At 44.6% G+C, this 21176-nt stretch carries 5 protein-coding genes; 3 read left to right on the forward strand and 2 right to left on the reverse strand.

What is annotated here, in order from left to right:
- The first annotated feature begins 257 nt into the window (after positions 1-257).
- The 3 genes from speA (at position 258) to AB4180_RS10675 (ending at position 18114) form a co-directional block, all read left to right on the forward strand.
- On the forward strand, positions 258-2165 hold the full coding sequence (gene speA / locus AB4180_RS10665; RefSeq protein ID WP_061021896.1) for an arginine decarboxylase: 1908 nt from the start codon (positions 258-260) through the stop codon (positions 2163-2165).
- A complete protein-coding gene (gene speB / locus AB4180_RS10670) occupies positions 2165-3091 on the forward strand; it encodes an agmatinase (protein ID WP_009846513.1) in 927 nt (308 codons plus the stop codon). Before speA ends, speB begins: the two co-directional genes overlap by 1 nt.
- A gap of 725 nt (positions 3092-3816) precedes the next feature.
- On the forward strand, positions 3817-18114 hold the full coding sequence (locus AB4180_RS10675) for a retention module-containing protein (RefSeq protein WP_372081856.1): 14298 nt from the start codon (positions 3817-3819) through the stop codon (positions 18112-18114).
- 232 nt (positions 18115-18346) lie between these two features.
- Here AB4180_RS10675 and AB4180_RS10680 read toward each other — a convergent pair whose 3' ends face one another.
- Together AB4180_RS10680 and AB4180_RS10685 are read right to left on the reverse strand one after the other, a co-directional pair.
- Positions 18347-20116 (reverse strand): sodium:solute symporter family protein, encoded by a 1770-nt coding sequence (locus AB4180_RS10680; RefSeq protein ID WP_009846515.1) that lies wholly within the window; start codon positions 20114-20116, stop codon positions 18347-18349.
- 397 nt (positions 20117-20513) lie between these two features.
- Complete coding sequence (locus tag AB4180_RS10685) at positions 20514-21140, reverse strand: bifunctional 4-hydroxy-2-oxoglutarate aldolase/2-dehydro-3-deoxy-phosphogluconate aldolase (RefSeq protein ID WP_009846516.1); 627 nt, start codon at positions 21138-21140, stop codon at positions 20514-20516.
- Positions 21141-21176 lie beyond the last annotated feature (36 nt).

Below are 21176 nucleotides of genomic sequence, written 5' to 3' on the forward strand. Positions count from 1 at the left end.
TAGAAAGTGCTTTAAATCTAATGCGCTTCAGCCTGTTTTTTGGCCTAAAACCTTGTAATACCTTACCTGTCACTTTAAGTCGGGTCGACGATAAAAAAACGTAATCGTAACCACAAATATCAATGGTTGGACTCACTCTTAATAATATCGGTTAATGCAGCCAACAAATCGTTTTCGAACGTTTTTTGTTGGGTTATACCTCGCTATTCCAATGAGGTATCTTCTGTCGATGGCCCTATAGTGTGAGGTCTCTAGAATTGGAAAATTCGGTTAATTTGGAACGCATCCGTGCTGAGTATAATGTAAAGCACTGGAGCCAAGGTTTTTATGGAATTGATGATAATGGCGAGGTGTATGTATCACCGAGCGAAACCGATCATCAAGTTCCGCTAAGTCAGATCGTAAAACAGTTAGAGCAGAGAAATATTGGTTTGCCTGCTCTTGTGCGTTTTCCTCAAATAGTGCATCAACGTGTGCACAATATCTGTAACGCATTTAACCAAGCGATCGATGAATATCAGTATGACAACCGTTACTTGCTTGTTTACCCGATTAAAGTTAACCAACAAAAAGAAGTGGTTGATGAGATCTTAGCGAGCCAAGCTCAATTAGAGCAAAAGCAGCTAGGCCTAGAGGCGGGCAGCAAGCCTGAATTATTAGCGGTATTGGCACTGGCTCAAAAAGCGAGCTCGGTGATCGTGTGTAACGGTTACAAAGACAGAGAATACATCCGTCTTGCTCTTATTGGCGAAAAGCTGGGTCATAAAGTATTTATCGTTCTAGAGAAGCTATCTGAGCTTGATCTTGTTCTTTCTGAAGCGAAAGCGCTTGGCGTGAAACCTCGTTTAGGTTTACGTATTCGTCTTGCTTCTCAAGGCGCAGGTAAATGGCAAGCAAGTGGTGGTGAGAAGTCGAAGTTCGGTTTGTCTGCATCACAAGTGCTGACTGTTATTGAACGTTTAAAAGCAGAAGATCAACTCGATGTTCTAGAGTTAGTGCATTTCCATCTTGGTTCACAAATGGCCAATATTCGTGATGTGCGAAATGGTGTGAGCGAAGCGGCTCGTTTCTACTGTGAACTGCGCGATATCGGTGCTCAATTGAAGTACTTAGATGTTGGTGGTGGTTTGGCGGTTGATTACGACGGCACACGTAGCCAGTCTTCAAACTCAATGAACTACGGCTTGCTTGAGTACGCTCGAAATATCGTAATGACAGTAGGGGATATTTGTAAGCTCTACAATCAGCCACAACCCGTGATCATTTCTGAATCTGGTCGTTCGTTGACTGCGCATCACGCTGTGCTTGTTACTAACGTGATCGGTACAGAAAGCTATTCTCCGGAAGATATGGCTGCGCCTGAAGTTGACGCACCAATGTTGCTAAACAACATGTGGAAGAATTTCTTAGAGCTAGATGCGGGTAATGATGACCGAGCGTTGATCGAGATCTACAACGACACGCAGAGTGATATCGCAGAAGCGCACAATCAATTTGCCACAGGTATGCTGAATCTTCAGCACCGTGCTTGGGCAGAGCAGATGTCTTTGCGTATTAACTATGAACTTAGTTCTCGTATGAGTACTAAGAACCGTTATCACCGTCCTATTTTGGATGAGTTGAGCGAGCGTTTAGCCGACAAGTTCTTCGTGAACTTCTCGCTGTTCCAATCTTTACCAGATGCGTGGGGTATCGATCAGGTATTCCCTGTATTGCCTCTAAGTGGTTTGGATAATGCGGACGAGCGACGCGCTGTAGTACTGGATATTACTTGTGATTCTGACGGTACGATTGACCAGTATGTTGATGGCCAAGGAATTGAAACGACTCTGCCAGTTCCTGCATGGAACCCAGATGAACCATACCTGATGGGCTTTTTCTTAGTAGGCGCATACCAAGAGATCTTGGGTGATATGCATAACCTATTTGGTGATACCCACAGTGTAGTGGTGAATGTTGATGAAAGTGGCCAAGCGAATATCGACTACATCAATGAAGGCGATACGGTTGAAGACATGATGCGTTATGTTCACATTGATACGGATCTGATTCGTCAGAACTACAAAGATTTGGTCACGGCGAAAGTACCAGCACAAGAGCAACAAAGCGTACTTGAAGAGTTAGAGCAAGGCTTGATGGGTTACACCTATCTTGAGGATTTTTAATGAACGATCTATTTACCAAACCAGATTACTCGCTGTACTCCAACGCGATGACTTTTATGCGTCGTCCATTGGTACAGAACCCAATTGATAACGATGCTGATGTGGTTGTGTTGGGCGCGCCGTTAGATATGGCGACGTCGGGTCGTCCGGGTGCTCGTATGGGGCCTGATGCGATTCGTCGTGCGTCTGTAAACTTGGCGTGGGAAGGCAAAAAATTTCCTTGGGACTTCAATGTATTTGAACACACCTCGGTGATTGATGCTGGCGATCTTGTGTTTGATTGCGGTGATGCAGAAGACTTAACTCAGCGTCTAGAAGCAGCCGCTGATGCGATTCTAAACAGCGGTAAAACACTGTTAGGGTTAGGTGGCGATCACTTCATTACATTGCCTTTGCTAAGAGCATACGGCAAGAAGTACGGTGAAATGGCTCTGATTCATTTTGACGCGCACACTGATACTTACAGTCAGGGTAGTCGTTACGATCACGGTACTATGTTCTACCATGCGCCAAATGAAGGGTTAATCTCGCCTGAGCATTCTGTGCAAATAGGTATTCGTACAGAGTATAAGCAGGAAGGTCATGGCTTTAATGTTATCAATGCGATGCAAGCGAATGACATGAGCGTGGATGAGATCATTGCTCAAGTGAAAGGCATTGTTGGTGATAAGCCAGTTTACCTAACGTTTGATATCGATTGTCTGGATCCTGCTTTTGCGCCGGGTACTGGGACGCCTGTGTGTGGTGGTTTGAACTCAGATAAAGTACTCAAAATCATTCGTGGCTTACAGGGTATTAACATGGTTGGTATGGACGTTGTAGAAGTGTCTCCTGCCTATGACCAAAGCGAAATTACCGCTCTAGCTGGCGCAACTATCGCACTTGAGCTGCTTTATGTTTGGACTGCAAATCGCTTAACAAAATAAAATAGTTAGCGAGGCATGTTGAACGTGGCAATCTCGTTTTACAGATAAACACAATATTGCGGTACATGATCTTCTAAAAGCCGCCCGAGTTAAACTCGGGCGGCTTTTTTGTATCTATTGTTTTGTCCTAAAACGTATTCCTTTTGATATGTGTATATCCAATGATAAGTCATGACTATTGTTCCTCCATAGCACCTTAATATGTTGATGGGTATATATGAAATTGGCGAAATATACGCTTAATAAATGGTTTTTCATCCGCTTTGTGCTGAACATTGTCTCAAGTTTGGGACTACTCTCTGCTTTATTGCTATCACATCGTTTGCCTCAAGCAATGTCTTATATTCGCTCATGATTTATCTACTTTATTCCTGTATATCTTTATAGGATTAAAGAGATGTAACATCGCTGTGAGTTTATTTGCATATAAATCAATGCACTACTAACGTTTAATTTGTGTTTTAGAAATCCATAGAGAATAAGTGAATTTGTGAAAAGGAGTCTCTTAGCACAGACATGGCATTTTTTATGGGGAAGACTAGGCTTAACAGTAAGTAAACTATAAAAAAAACAGGTTAAATACTTATCTCTTTTCAACTCGAAGAGGCACAACAAAAGATTGGCCATTGATGAGGGGTAAGTATGAATTTGAGTAAAGCCTGTAATGATTAACAAAAATAATTTGTACAGCTCTAGATAAGAGTGCTTGTGATAACGGGGGATATATGGATATTGAGGTTTCGCGCCAAGCTGCGGTTGTTGAAGCAGTAAGTGGGGATGTGGTTGTAGTAACACCTGACGGCAACCCAAAAAAAGTTCTAGTTGGCGATATCATCCGTGAAAATGAGATAGTCATTACCGCAAATAATGCAGAACTTGTATTGGGTGCTCCAAATGGTGAGGTTCTGGTTGGCGATAATTGTGTTGGATGTATTGACCAAGAATTGTCTTGGGCAGATGCCCCAATCGCCGGAGAGGTCAACTTCGATTTAGAGCAATCTGACGACGGAGCCTTTACTGACGATGATATTGCGGCAATCCAAGAAGCTATTTTAGGCGGCGCCGATCCTACTGAAATTTTGGAAGCAACGGCTGCTGGTGAAGGGCTAGGCTCTGCAAATGCTGGCTTTGTTACGATTGAATACAATAATATTCAAACTCAGCCCTCGACATTCTTTGAGACATCAGGGCTTGCGAAAGAAGAGGTAGAGGAAACTCGAGAGGAATTTAGAACGATCACCCGTTCAGCTGGTGGTCAATCGATCAGCGAATCAGTCACTGAAGGTTCTATTTCTGGCAATACCTACCCCCAATCTATTACGACCACAGAAACGATTATTGCGGGCAGTTTAGCTCTAGACCCAGATTCTTTTGTCCCAGACACACTCTCCCTTGCTTCACTCCTAAGTGAGCTTAATGACGACATTACATCAAGCGGCCAAGTTGTCACGTTTACTTACGACTCGGTAACGAATTCCATTGTTGGTGTTCAAGGTACTGACGAAGTATTACGTATCGATATTGATGCTACTAGTGTTGGCAATAATATCGATATCTCATTAACCACCACGATTTCTCAATCTATTGATCATGTTCCGTCTATCGGTGGTGGGCAGGTCTCTTATACTGGCGATCAAATTAACTTTGCTTTTGATATTCAAGGTGAAGACTCCGCAGGAAACCCAATAGCATCACCAATTAATGCGCTGGTTACTTTATTTGACGGAGTGAATCCGTCTGCTGAAAGCGTGAATATCAATAATGTAGAAACGAGTAGTGCACCTATTGAAGGCACTTTTTCTAATATTGGAAGTGATAAACTTCAATCTGCTGTCTTTGCTGCAAGTGCGTTAGAAGAGTTTGATGGGATGCTCAGTGATAACCAAAATACGGTTGCAAGACTGTCTGATGACGGAACAACGATCACTCTGTCTATTCAAGGGAGAGGTGAGGTTGTTCTCACAATCTCCCTCGATACCGATGGCACATATAATTTCCAACAGTTTAAACCAATTGAAGAAGTGAGCTCCGACACGTTTTCATTCTCTCTACCGATTACGGTTACCGATTTTGACCAGGATGTCGTAACGAATACGATTAAGGTTGATATCTCTGATGGTGATAGCCCGTTCATTATTAATGTTGATGGCATCGATGTTGATGAGTCAGGCATTGTTGGCGGCTCACAAGAAGGAACAACCCTAGTAGGCGGTATTGGCAGTATCACAGCAAGTGTTTTTGAAAGTGACATTATTGACCATTACGAACTTGAACCGACTGAATTTAATACAACGGGAGCCTTGGTTTCTAATGGTGCTGCCGTTCAATTAGAGTTAGTTAGTCAAACCAATGGCGTGAGAACGTATGAAGGTTATGTCGAGGTCAATGGATCTCGAATTACGGTCTTTGACGTTAAAGTCGATAGTCCATCATTGGGGAATTATGAATTTACTCTGTACGAATCGCTTTCACACCAAGGTGCTGAAGGTGAGTTGCTAACCTTTGTATTGCCCATTTACGCGGTTGACGCGGATGGTGACCGCTCTGCACTGTCTGGTGGGTCAAACACACCAGAAGCTGCTGAGATCTTAATTAGTGTAAAAGATGATGTGGTCGAACTCATCGATAATGTCGTTTCCGTCGATGAACCGACTTTGGCGGGTGATACTGTTGTTTCTTATAATCTATTCAACTTTGAGGGTGCGGATGGTTCGACAATCCAATCATTGTCTTACGATGGGGTCGAATACAAGTTAGACCAAAATCTACTCCCAGATGCGGCACAAACTTTCCCATTTACAGAAGGGGTCGCAACGATTTCACTCAATGGTGATTTTAGTTTTGAAGTCGCTCGTGATATTAACCACTCAAGCAGCGAAACCATAGTAAAACAATTTGCCTTTTTAGCTGAAGATGCTGATGGCGACGAGAGCTTCTCAACGCTTGATCTTAGTATTACTGATGGCCAAGATCCGGTAATTAACCTAGTTCCACCAGTGACATTATCTGAAACGAATCTTGGTGATGGATCTTCGCCAAGCGGAAATGCGGTTAGCGCCACTGAAACGATTACGTTTACAGCCGGTAGTGATGATGTCGCGAGTTTTCGAATTGATCCAAACTTGTTCAATACTAATGATACGCTCAAATCGAATGGGCTTGTCGTTGAACTCAAGGAAGACCCCCAGAACTCAGGTACTTACATAGGTTTTGTTAACGATGGGGTAAACCCTGATGTCCCAGTATTCACGATTAGCTTTTCTACAAGTACATTAGGGGAATACACCTTCACGCTGCTTGAAGCGTTAGATCATGAAGATGGCCTTGCAAATAACGAGCTAAGTTTTGAACTGCCTGTTTACGCCGTGGACACTGATGGCGATAGCTCGCGAATTTCCCCGCTTACAATGACCATCGGTGATGATGTGCAAATCATGAAAGATGGTGTGCTCAATATTGTTGAACCGACGGTTGCGGATTTGGCTGCTGGTAAGGTGACGACTGCCACCATTGATGTGATGCCTGATCAGAGTGCTGATGGCGCGACCATTACCCAGATCACGTATGATAATACCGTTTACACCTTGAATCAGGGCTTAACGGGAGAGCAGCTTATCACTGTGCCTGAGGGAAAACTGTTTGTTACCCTTCAAGGTGAAGTGCGTTTTGAACCCAATCGTGATTTAAACCACACGAGCAGCGAAGACATCGTTAAAACAATCGTAGTGACGTCAAGTGACTTTGATAAAGACCCAGTGACATCTACCGTGAAGTTGACCATCACCGATGGTGATATTCCAATCATCAATACTATTCCAAGCGTCACGCTATCAGAATCTAACCTTACAGATGGCTCGGCAGCAAGCAACGCGCCTGTGAGTCAAACCGAGACGATCTCGTTTACCAATCAAAGTGATGATGTAGTCAAGTTCCGTATCGATCCTGCTCAATTCAACACCAACGACGCGCTTAAATCGGGCGGGTTAGCCGTCGAGTTACGTGTCGATCCACAAAACAGCAACCAGTACATTGGCTTTGTGAAAGATGGAGCCAACCCAGAGGTTCCCGTCTTTACTATTAGCTTTTCTACCAGCACGGTGGGTGAGTACACCTTTACTCTACTTGAAGCATTAGATCATGCTGATGGCCAAGCAAAGAACGATCTGAGCTTTGAACTGCCTGTATTTGCCGTCGACCGCGATGGTGACGATTCATTGATGTCGCCATTGAAAGTGACGGTCAGCGATGATGTGCAAGGCATGCAAAACCAAACGTTGACCATTACTGAGCCAACGGTGGCTGATTTGGCTGCTGGTGTTGTCACGACAGGCACGGTTGATGTGATGCCAGTGCAAAGTGCAGATGGTGCAACAATCACTCAGTTCGTTTATGACGGACAACTTAGAACATTGGTTCAAACAGATACTGGTGAGCAGCGCTTCGGTTTCACGGAAGGGACGTTAGTCATCACCCTTCAAGGTGAAGTGCGTTTTGAACCCAATCGCGATTTAAACCACACGAGCAGCGAAGACATCGTTAAAACAATCGTAGTGACGTCAAGTGACTTTGATAAAGACCCAGTGACATCTACCGTGAAGTTGACCATCACCGATGGTGATATTCCAACGATTAATACCATTCCAAGCGTCACGCTATCGGAATCTAATCTTGCAGACGGCTCAACCGCAAGCAACGCGCCGGTGAGTCAAACAGAGACGATTACCTTTACCAATCAAAGCGATAATGTCACCAGTTTCCGCATTGAGCCAAGCCTGTTTAATACTAACGACACACTCAAATCGAATGGGTTGGTTGTTGAGCTTAAAGCTGATCCCAACACGACTGGGGCGTACATTGGCTTTGTGAAAGATGGAGCTAACCCAGAGGTTCCCGTCTTTACGATTAGTTTTTCTACTAGCACGGTGGGTGAGTACACCTTTACTCTGCTTGAAGCATTAGATCATGCTGATGGCCAAGCGAAGAATGACCTGAGCTTTGAACTACCTGTCTTTGCGGTCGACCGTGATGGTGACGACTCATTGATGTCGCCATTGAAAGTGACGGTCAGCGATGATGTTCAAGGCATGCAAAATCAAACGCTGAGCATTACGGAACCAACGGTTGCAGATTTAGCTGCCGGTGTTGTTACGACAGGCACTGTCGATGTGATGCCAGTTCAAAGTGCAGATGGTGCAACAATCACTCAGTTCGTTTATGACGGACAACTTAGAACATTGATTCAAACAGATACTGGTGAGCAGCGGTTTGGTTTCACTGAAGGGACGTTAGTCATCACCCTGCAAGGTGAAGTGCGTTTTGAATCCAATCGCGATTTAGTTCATACAAACAACGAAGACATCGTTAAAACAATCGTAGTGACGTCAAGTGACTTTGATAAAGATCCGGTGACATCCACCGTGACTTTGACCATCACCGATGGTGATATTCCAATCATCAATACTATTCCTAGCGTCACGCTATCAGAATCTAATCTAACCGATGGCTCGGCAGCAAGCACCGTGCCTGTGAGTCAAACTGAGACAATTCAGTTCACCAATCAAAGTGATAATGTCACCAGTTTCCGCATTGAACCGAACCAATTTAATACTAATGGTTTGCTCAAATCGAATGGGTTGGTCGTTGAGCTTAAAGCGGATCCAAACACGACTGGGGGGTACATCGGCTTTGTGAAAGACGGAGCCAACCCAGAAGTTCCGGTCTTTACTATTAGCTTCTCTACTAGCACGGTGGGTGAATACACCTTTACGCTACTTGAAGCATTGGATCATGCTGATGGCCAAGCAAATAATGACTTGAGCTTTGAACTGCCCGTTTATGCGGTAGACCGCGATGGTGATGACTCATTGATGTCGCCATTGAAAGTAACGGTCAGCGATGACGTTCAAGGCATGCAAAATCAAACGCTGAGCATTACGGAACCAACGGTTGCAGATTTAGCCGCTGGTGTTGTCACGACAGGCACTGTTGATGTGATGCCAAACCAAAGTGCCGACGGGGCAACGATTACCCAGTTTACTTACGATAACAACGTGTACACGTTAATTCAGGGGACAACTGGAGAGCAGGTTTTCCCTGTTGCTGAAGGTAAACTGTATATCACTCTGGAAGGTGATGTCCGTTTCGAACCTAATCGCAACCTCAATCATTCAGGGGGCGATATTGTTAAGACGATTACGGTCACGTCTGAAGATAAAGATGGTGACGAAGTCACGTCGACCGTTACGCTTACTATTTCAGATGGTGCTCCGCCTGTTATTGATAACATACCACCAGTCGCTTTGGCTGAAGCAAACCTGCTTGATGGCACCTCTCCGAGCATAACGGTCACTCAAACCGGAACAATGACGTTTACATCTGGTAGTGATGATGTGAACCACTTCCGTATTGATACTGCGCAGTTCAACACAACTGGGGACCTAAAATCGGATGGTCTGGTTGTTAAGCTAAAAGAAGATCCTCTAAACAGCGACAATTATATTGGCTTCGTAGAAAACGGTGGTGTCCAAACGGACATTTTCACCATCACTTTTGATAGTTTGGTGCTTGGTCAATATACCTTCACATTGTTAGAAGAGTTAGATCACCTGCCTGTGCAAGGTAATAACGTTCAAATCTTCACTTTGCCAGTTATTGCGGTCGACCAAGACAATACGGATTCAGTAATTAAGCCTCTTACGGTGACTATTACTGATGATGTACCCGTCATTACGGATACAACAGTTGCGAGTACGTTTGTTGTTGATGAAGATGATTTAGGCTCTGTTGTGGCTCAAGCGACAGGCTCGTTTGTGACCACAGAAAGTGCAGACCAAGTAGAGGTTTACGAACTGCGTAACGTAGCCACTCTAGAAACTACTCTGACATCAGGCAATGAAGCGATTTCGATCACTGAGGTCACTGGGGCTGCGAACACAACTACCTACCAAGGTGCGACCACAAGCGGGACTCCGATTTTTACTCTTGCACTGGGTAACGATGGGTCATACACATTCACTTTACTTGGCCCTCTAAATCACGCTACTGGATCAAATGACCTAACCATACCATTTAATGTTGTGGCGGTAGACGGTGATGGCGATGACTCCAACCAGTATCAACTACCAATTCAAGTCATTGATGATGTTCCGGTAATGGCGCCGCCGACGGGCGAAACGGTTGTTGATGAAGACGACCTTTCAGGCATAGGTTCGGATCAATCTGACGACACTATCATCAATGGACTGTTCACCGTCGATGAAGGTGCCGATGGCGTTGTGAAGTATGAACTGGTTGATGAAGATTTAGTCTTGACCGGTTTAACCTCCGATGGAGAAAGCTTAGAGTGGCTAGCTGTTTCACAAAGCGGCACAAAATCCACATACGTTGCTCAAACTGTGACCAGCAATGAAGCGGTGTTTGAGATTGTTTTCGATACCTCTGATAACAGCTATCAATTCGAATTATTTAAACCACTGAAGCACCCTGACGCTGAAAACGAGAATACGATAAATCTTGATTTCTCCATCGTTGCTGAAGATTTTGATCACGACCAATCGAATGCGATCGATCTGAAGATCACGGTGACGGATGATGTTCCATTAGTGACAACACAATCGATTACTCGTGTTGAAGGTCAGGGTTATCGCGGTTCTATAGTCGATATGTTTGCTGATGCCACTGATGTAGGCGCTGATGGCGCTGAACTGAGCAAAATTGAGGCCTTTGACGGAAGTGGAATTGTTTTCCGTTCAGGGAACAATGGGCCTTACAGTAGTGATTTCGATTTAAATAGTGGTACTCAAGAGGTACGAGTATACGAGCAGATCAATGGCGCTGTTGATCCTCGAGAGCTGGGTCGACTGAAAATAAACTCAAATGGTGAGATTGAGTTTAGAGCCAATAATTACTTAGAGCATGTTGGTGATGAAATTAATTTCTCTATTAATGTAACAGCGAAGGATGGCGATTCAGATACGTCATCGACACTCTTGGACATCACTATTACGGATAGGAATTCGTCGAAAATCGCGCTGACAGTGACCACCTTTGAGGATGCGGGTAGAGACTCAACAATACCATATGCTGCAGGTAATGCTCCGATTCTTGAAAATATACAAGACAACCAAAGCGGTTTACCTAATGCACCAGCTCAAGTTGCGCTTCAGGTTAACCTGAATGACAGGGATAACAGCGAGTCTATCGGTCAACTGATTATAAAAAACAGTAACCATAGAGGCACGTTCTATTACTTTGAGGGTGGTGAGTATCACAAGTTAACGCCTGAAACTAACGGTCAAATATTATTTGGACCGCCTCAAATGCAACAAAGCTTTGCATTAAACCCGAGTGAAGTCAGACAAACTATTGCGACTATCGATAACCTGTTCTTTGTCCCTGACCAAAACTATGGTTCAGATAGTAATGGTGTTGAGATCCGCTATCAATTGGAGATCGATAATGGAGGCACTCTTGACCACAAAGTAAACTCAAGCTTCAAAATCGAGATTGAAGCGGTAGCGGATATTGCTACTTGGGATGATGGTAATAGCACTTATCAGTATCAAGTCAACGAAGATGAAGACAATGTCACACTACAGCTGAATGCAGAATCACAAGATAACACTCAAACTGAAACGATCACCTATGAGTTAGAAGTTATCGAAGGCGACGGGAAGTTTGAGCTTCTTGATAAAGACGGCAATGTGCTTACTCTGACGGCGGATGGTGTATATAAAATAGCAGCAGAAGACATTAACACCACCGTGGTTAACCCTATTGATAATTTCTCGGGTCAGATTGAATTCAAAGCAACAGCGGTTACAGAAGAAACACTGAATCCTTATGAAGATACTGCCAACGGCGGAGCAAATGATAAAACTGAGGCCCGTTCTGTAGAGCAAAACATCATTATTGATGTCACCGCTGACGCGGATGCTGGAAAGTTCAGTGTTAATCGTATTCAGATTAACGAAGACAATATAGATGATCCTGATTACATAGGTCCGCTAGCTAACAAAGATGCATTCACGCTAGACGAAGTCATTACCATGACAGGGTCGGTCGATACGGATGGCTCTGAAGAACTGTTTGTTCGTATCAGCAATATTACAGAAGGCGCAGTGCTTTACTTTGTAGGTACAACCACGGTAGTTCCTATTGTCAGTGGTAGCAATTACCACGAAATAGCGTATTCCGATTTGGCTAATGTTGAGGTGGTTCCAACTAAACACAGCAATGTGGATTTCACTTTTGATGTTACAGGTGTAGTGAAGGACACTGCAAACCTGTCAACCAACCCACAACAAGTCGATGTAGAAATACTCGGTACTAAAACGGTTAACGTTGAAGTGAAAGGGGTTGCTGACACACCTTATGGTGGGACGAATGGTACCGATTGGACCGCGATTACAGATGGTACTGCAAGCGGCGTTCAAACGACGATTCAAGAGAGTCAAAACGGCGACAGCTTTGCTCTGCTTGACTTTACGGTATTGTCGGGTGAGAGAAAGCCTGATACAGGCACTACACCATTACCGGACGATGGTTCCGAATCAATAACGGTCATCTTATCGGGTATTCCTGATGGCGTTATAATCGAGGATGGTGACGGTACGGTTATTGATCTTAATTTTGTGGGTTACGAAACCGGACCGGGTGGTAGCCCTGATTTATCAAAACCTATCTACGAAGCTAATATTACGGAGGCGGGTACAACGTCAGGTATTCGTATTCGACCTGTCGACTCTTCGACCGAGAATATCCACATTCAAGGCAAAGTGATCGTAACGGAAAACGACGGTCACACACTTTCTTTTGATCAAGAAATTCGAGTGTTGGTTGAGCCTATCATCGATACCTCAACAACCTACGACAACGTCACAAACGGGAACGAAGATACGGCTATCAACATCGATTGGCATCCTGAAGGCGTTGACTATATCGACTCAGATGAGCATTTCACCTCAATTAAGATTTTCGGTATTCCACCGGGTGTCACACCCACCGTAAATGGTGATGTGACTGTTGTGAATGATGGTGCGGGTACGTTAACGATTACCCCTAAAGACGCGAATCAGACGCCGGAACAATTTACCCAAATTGCATTAGCGAATAACTTTATTCAAATGACTCCGCCAACTGACTCTAGCGTTGATTTCACATTGACGACAGAGGTAGACGTTGAGGAGCGTGATCACGAATATGTGGACTCTTCTAACCCAGGTGAGGGTATTGCGACTGCGACGGTTAAAGGTACGATCAATGTTATCGTAAGACCCGTTGTTGAGACTCATGATGGCATCGATAATCAGCTTATCGTCGACGACGTGGCTGGAACTGGTTCTTTGGGTACGGTGAGCGCCGATCCTTTGACTGGTGTACTCAAGTTTACAACCAACAGCGACAATCCGTCCGCCACGGATGAATTTGTTATTCGATATCAAGAAACCGATGCATCATCTGCTATTGAGGAAGTCGACCAACTGGTTATTCAATTAACGAATAATGACCCGAATAAGACTCCATTATCAGATGACGTATTGAATCAATTACTCGTTATTGGCGCGGCTTATGAAGGCGATGGTCGTTGGGTTGTGACGAATGAGGACTTGTTTAGTATCAGTGCTCCTAATGGTCTTGGTTTCCCTCCTATTTCTAATCTTCCAGACGTATTCAATGACATCAAGATGACTATCTTTAGTACGGTGGTTGATCGCGGTGATGGTGTTGAGGTTGAGTCATCTCCTGCCGTTATTCGGGAAGGCGAAGTGACATTATCATTTCCAGAAGTACTTGTTGGGGGAGGCGAGGTTGCAGCTAACATTACAATGGATGCTAATAGTGTTGTCGACGCTATCGAAGACACGCAACTTGATTTAGGTGCAGCACTAAATGGTGTGATCACTTTCTCTGGAGAAGATGCTTCGGTAGACCAAGTGACCATTATCATTGATGACTCCGTGACCATTAACCCAGGAGGCACTTTCCCAATTAGTTTAGCGGGAAGCAGTGAAGTCGATTTTGTTAATGGAAAATATGTATTTGAGACAACCGTTGAACAGGGCGTTCCAACTGATTTCTCAGGGCTGTTACTTAACTTGCCTGCCGATTACTCTGGTGACTTTAGATTACCACTAACCATAGTGACCAAAGATACGCTCTCTGGTGATGAGAAAACGTTAGTTACCGACGTCGTCATCAAAGTCGCGCCAGATGCAGAGACGGACCCTACGATTGAGGTGAATGTCGTCGGTTCGCTTGATGATGCCTTTAATCCTGTTGATAACGACGGTCAGGCTGGACAAGATCAGGTGGGTTACGAAGACACCTACATTCAACTCGACTTCAATTCGACTATTTCGGATCAGGTATCAGGCGTCGAAGGGGGGCAAGAGGCGTTTGCATCCATTACTTTGACGTTGGATGACCCTTCAATAGGGGCATTCTATGACAATACGGGCACCTCACTTGGTACCTCAGTCACGTTTAATCAAGCTGAAATCGCGGCGGGGGCGCTCGATAATGTCCTCTTTAGGGCGATAGAAAACTACCCAACTGGAAATGATATTAACCAAGTGCAGATTAATGTAAGTGGTACAGTTACAGATACCGCAACCTACAATGATTCTGCTTTTCCGGTAGGCACTGCAACCGACTCCGATACCTTCAATACAAGTGTTCGTTTTGATGTTGTTCCGGTTGTTGATGATGTACATGTCTCTGGGCCGGGTAGTGATCCTGATGTAATCGAGATTACCGGCAACGAAGACCAGCTTATTTCCTTGTCAGGTACCGGACCTGTATCGATTGCACTGACTGACCTTGATGGATCAGAACAGTTTGTATCGATTAAGTTCACCGATGTACCTGATGGCTTCCAGATGCGTGTAGATGCTGGTTCTGCTTACACTGTGAAAAACAACGGTGGCGGTGAGTGGAGTGTTCAATTGCCTCAAGCTTCTGGACTTTCATTCGACTTAAGTGAAATTTCGATTTTACCGCCTAAAAACTTCAGTGGTACTGCTGAGTTTGGTGTTGAAGTGTTCACTCAAGAGTCGCTACTTGGCGTACCGACTGCGGCTGCAAACTTACCAAGCTTCAAACTACATGTGGTGCCTGTTGGTGACGATGTTGATACCAATCCTACGGACTCTGTAACAGGCAACGAAGGGCAGAATATTGATATCGAAATCAATGCGACTATTTTAGATAAAGAGTTGTCGGCCACAGGAAGCGGAACGTATACCGAAAATGCACCCGAAACCCTTCGAGTCGAAGTGGCAGGTGTCCCTCAAGATGCTTCTATCTACTACCCTGACGGAACCACTATAGGTAGCTATGATCCAGCGACGCAACTCTGGACACTAAACGTTCCAGCTCAGTCGTTAGATAAGATCGTATTTAACTCTGGCGAACATAATAGTGATACAGGTAATGCTTTGGGTATTAATGGTCCACTGCAGATTACCGTTCGTTCTGTGGATACAGATGCTGATAACACGGAGCATTTAGGCACACCAACGAGTTTCAATGTTGATTTAGTGATTGATCCTATCAACGATCAACCGACCTTTGTTAATGTGACTAACCTTGAAACGACAGAAGACTCTACTGGCGTGGCAATCAACAACTTTAGTATCTACGATATCGACGCAAACTTTGATAATCCAGATGCACCGTATGTACTGACGCTAAAAGTTGACCAAACACTGCCGGGTGCACAGGGCGAGTTTGTACTCCCAAGCACTCAATCCAATGGTGTGACATTTGTATTGCAGGCTGATGGCTCACTTGTCATGACAGGTAAAGAAGCTGACATCAATGCAGCGCTAACTAATGGCGAGGTTACGTTCAAACCGGACCCGGATCAGAACTATCTCAATCTGGGTGGGTTAGTGACCATTAATGCTACGATCGATGACGGTGGTAATAACGGTTTGATTGATGCGGGTGATCCGAATACCGCTCAAACGAATCAAACTACCTTCACTATTAAAGTGACGGAATATAATGATGCTCCGATAGCAGCCAATGTTGATTTGGGCTCGATTCCGGAAGATGGCCAAATCGTGATTGTTGAGGGTGACTTGATTACGGCAAGCTCTGATATCGAAAATCATAACCTTACCGTAACAGATATCAGCCTTACTCAAAATCAAGGTCAAGGTCAGCTTCAGAGGTTTGAGAACATTGCTGGGGCGGATGACAATTCGATTAATGGTCCATACTGGGTGTTCACGGCAGCTGATGATTATAATGGAGACGTCAAATTCAATTACTCCATTATCGATGATGGTACAACCGACGGTTCGCCGGACTTCAAAGTGGGCAGTGCGGAAATCAGCCTTGTAGTTACAGAAGTTAATGACCAACCAGTGGCAACCGATATTGATTTGGGCACCATGCTTGAAGAAGGTCAGCTAATCATCAAAGCTGAAGACCTGATTACAGCGACGACAGACCCTGAGGGGCATGCCATTACGGTAACTAAGGTCGAAATCGATCAAGGTCAGGGGCAAATTCAGAAGTTTGAGAACGTTGGTGGGGCGGATGACAATTCGATTAATGGCCCATACTGGGTATTCACGGCAGCTGATGATTACAATGGCGATGTTACATTCACCTATACCGTAGAAGATAACGGTACAACCAATGGCTCAAATGATTTCTTAACGGATACCGCGGAAATCAGCGTTGTGGTACAAGGTGTTAACGATACACCTGTTGTTAATGGTGACAATGTCACTGATTTTGTTGATGAAGAATCGGGTCAGCTGCTGAGTGGCATCAATGTCAGTGATCCTGATTATGTTGATTCATTTTCTAATGACTTGATGACGGTCACTTTGACGGTGGATTACGGAACGTTAAATGTGTCGCTGCCTGCCGTGACAACTGTGATGGTGAATGGCAACAACACAGGTTCGGTCATCTTAGTAGGTACCTTGAGCGACCTAAATGCATTGATTGACACACCGACTAGCCCTGCGGGTGTTTATCTGGATGCGAGCTTGTCTCCAACCAATAGCATTGGCTTGGAAGTCATCGCGAAAGATAGCGGAAACCCTTCTGGTATCGTCATTGAAACCACGCCAGTTATCTATGATATAGCAGTGACTCCTGTGGCGAATGCGCCGACCTTGTCGATTGATACTGCGTCTAACTACGTCAGAAATATCACCGCTAACCAGTCAGTAAGCGCTAGCGGCGTTCCTTTGGTTGGTATTATTGCTGCCTTGACCGATATTACGGAAGAGCTAACGCTACGTATCAGTGATGTGCCTGTTGGTGCTCAAATTACGAGTGATGTGGGTTCAGTGACTGATGTCGGTGGTGGAGTTTGGATTGCCACGGCGGATGCGATTGACACTGTGAAAGTGGTCGGACTTTCTGATATGCCGGGAAGCTACACACTCAAAGTGGAGGCGGTTTCAGAAGAGCTAGATAACAGCGATACTGCAACATCGGCTTCGATAGACCTCAACTTGAACATTGTGTCTAACGGTGTTGATATCGATTTAGCTACAGAAACCGACGATGTTCAGTTATTGGCAGGGGCTGGCAATATCGACCTGACAGCGGGATCTGGAAATGATCGTCTGGAAGGAGGTTCGGGTGACGATACGTTAGTTGGCGGTGATGGTAACGACACTCTCATCGGTGGAGGCGGTTCCGATATTCTGACTGGTGGCGACGGTATGGATTCGTTTGTATGGTTCAACATCGAAGATGGTGTCGAAGATACGATTACCGACTTTAGCCTATCTGAAGGAGACCAACTCGATCTAAGAGAAGTGTTACCTGAGCTGAAAAGTGCCTCACCAGATATAACAACACTGCTGCAACACATTGATGCGAAGGTCGACGGGGATGATATTGAGCTTACGATTAACCCTGATGGCTTAGGCACGACAGAACAAGTGATTGTGGTTGAAGATCTTGCGCCTCAGCTGACGTTAAATGGCACCATGCCTTCTGATATTCTGGATGCGCTAGTACAGCAGAATGTTATGACTCACGGTTAACGCTCAATTGATAAGCGCTAGTGATTAGAAGTGAATAACTAAACCATAACGAAATAGGCCAGCAATGCTGGCCTATTTTTTATTAAATCTTGCTGAATGAGCCCCGATAAACCAATAGCCTCGATAAAACAATAGCCTCGATAAAACAACAAAAAGCCCATGCTGTCGGGGGAAAGCATGGGCATTATTTTATGTGTTATATCAGCTAAGCGAATAGTGTTCTTTCTCTATACTATTTGAGAATCGCTCCATCATTTAGCTTTTTTGCAGGGTTTTTGGCCGCATTAACCAGTAGGATACCAACGGTTAGTACCATCGAACCACATAGTAGGAACAACAAGCGTCCTGTTGGTTCGTTTGGAATCAGAGCCATTGCTAGGATACCGAAACCTGCTGTGCTGATAAGCTTACCAAGCATTGAACGCTGTTTAGTATCTAGGTTTTGTTGCTCTTCACCTTCCGCTACTAATGGTGTGTTCCAGTTAGTGAATAGTTGGTCAACTTCTTTCTCACGTTCAGGCGATAGGCCTTTGTAGAAGCGAGAAGTTAGCATGAAGTAACCACCAGTAAACACTACGTGAGCAGCTAAGCTAAGACCTACTTTCAAGTCGCTCCATTCACGGCCAGTAAGCGCTGTTTCCATACCGAATAGGTGCTCGATGTCTTCTGCTTGAAGCGAGATACCGAAGATGTAAGAAACGAAACCACCAACCACGAGAGTAGACCAACCAGCCCAGTCAGGCGTCTTACGAATCCACATACCAAGTAGTACAGGGATAAGCATTGGGAAGCCAATTAACGCACCTACGTTCATTACGATATCGAACAAGCTCAAGTGACGTAGAGAGTTAATGAACAAGCCAATCGCGATGATGATAACACCCATCATAATAGTCGTTAGCTTACTTACAATAACCAGCTCTTTCTGAGTCGCATTTTGACGAAGAATCGGGCTGTAGAAGTTCATTACAAAGATACCAGCATTACGGTTCAAACCTGAATCCATAGAAGACATCGTTGCAGCGAACATTGCTGACATAAGAAGACCAACCATACCTGCTGGCATTACGTTCTGTACGAATGCTAGGTAAGCAGCATCACCCGCTTTATCACCCATTGAAGCGTACTCTAATGCGAACTCAGGCATGAATGCACTTACGTACCATGGTGGTAGGAACCAAATTAGTGGACCAACAACCATAAGGATACATGCTAGGCCTGCCGCTTTACGTGCGTTTTCACTGTCTTTTGCACATAGGTAACGGTAAGCGTTGATGCTGTTGTTCATTACACCGAATTGCTTCACGAAGATGAACACAACCCAAAGGATGAAGATGCTCATGTAGTTTAGGTTGTTACCTAACATGAAGTCGCCGTCGAAGTTAGCAACGATGTTAGTTAAGCCACCACCGTGGAAGTAAGCCGCAACCGCACAAGTGATTGTCACGGCCATGATTACAAGCATTTGCATGAAGTCAGAAGCAACAACCGCCCAAGAGCCGCCTGTTACTGCCATCAATACTAGAACCATACCCGTTACCACAATGGTTGCTTCCATTGGGATGTTGAATACAGCAGCTACGAAGATAGCGAGACCGTTTAGCCAGATACCTGCAGAGATAAGACTGTCAGGCATACCTGCCCATGTGAAGAACTGTTCAGACGTTTTACCAAAGCGTTGACGAATGGCTTCGATCGCCGTTACTACACGAAGTTGGCGGAACTTTGGAGCGAAGTACATATAGTTCATGAAGTAGCCAAAAGCATTGGCTAGGAATAGGATTACAATAACGAAACCGTCATTGAACGCGCGTCCTGCGGCACCTGTAAACGTCCATGCTGAAAACTGTGTCATGAAGGCGGTTGCACCAACCATCCACCACAACATTTTGCCGCCCCCTCTGAAGTAATCACTTGTAGAGGTGGTGAACTTACGGAACATCCAACCAATCGCGATTAAAAAGAAGAAGTAGGCGAGAACAACAAAAGTATCAATAGTCATCTTTTCAGCCTTTTAAGTTTCATAATTAACTGACACCTAGATTACTCCTTTCGCATGTTTATTTGTACTACAATATGTCTTTAGCGTGATCTGGGGCGCATGTTTATTTCATCATAGATGGCACTTAAAGCCGTTTAAGAGCTTAATTTTTTGCAATTATTTCAAACTTCATCGTTGTCGTCGGATAAATGCTTGAAAGTAAGCATTTAAAATAATAATACAAATGTCCATGTGGTTATAGGGGTTAGTTGAGCGAGCGTGTTGATTGAGAAGTTACAAAACTCTAATAAGTATGGTTAAAAATAAAATAGGTGTGTCCACTTTATATCACGTAATAAAAAAGCGAGCACAGAGCTCGCTTTCGTCGTTGAACAAGTGTCAGCCGGTTAACGCGAACCTATCTATTGACTAGCTCGACAGCGTCACGAACAAGCTTGCCTAGTTCGTCCCACTTACCTTCGTCGATAAGGTTAGTTGGAACCATCCAAGTACCGCCACACGCAAGAACAGAAGGGATCGATAGGTATTCATCTACATTCTTCAAGCTTACGCCACCAGTAGGCATAAATTTAACAGGGTAAACCGCTGTTAGTGCTTTAAGCATACCTGTACCGCCAGAAGGCTCAGCAGGAAAGAACTTCAACGTGCGAAGGCCCATTTCCATTGCTTGTTCAACTAGGCTTGGGTTGTTAACACCCGGTACAATTGCGACACCTTTATCGATACAGTATTGAACTGTACGAGGGTTAAAACCTGGGCTTACGATGAAATCAACGCCAGCTTCGATAGATGCGTCAACTTGCTCGTTAGTCAGTACAGTACCTGAACCGATTAGCATGTCTGGGAATTCTTTACGCATGATGCGAATCGCTTCGATTGCACATTCTGTACGCAGTGTGATTTCTGCACATGGCATGCCGTTTTCAACCAGTGCCTTGCCTAGGGGGATGGCATCTTCAGCACGGTTGATAGCGATTACAGGGATTACTTTTAGGTTTGCTAGTTGTTCATTTAATGTAGTCATGAATTCTTTCTCACGTTAATAATGGGTCTGCTTTCA

It is taken from the genome of Vibrio sp. 10N.286.49.C3 (assembly GCF_041469545.1).
Classification (GTDB): domain Bacteria; phylum Pseudomonadota; class Gammaproteobacteria; order Enterobacterales; family Vibrionaceae; genus Vibrio; species Vibrio tasmaniensis_A.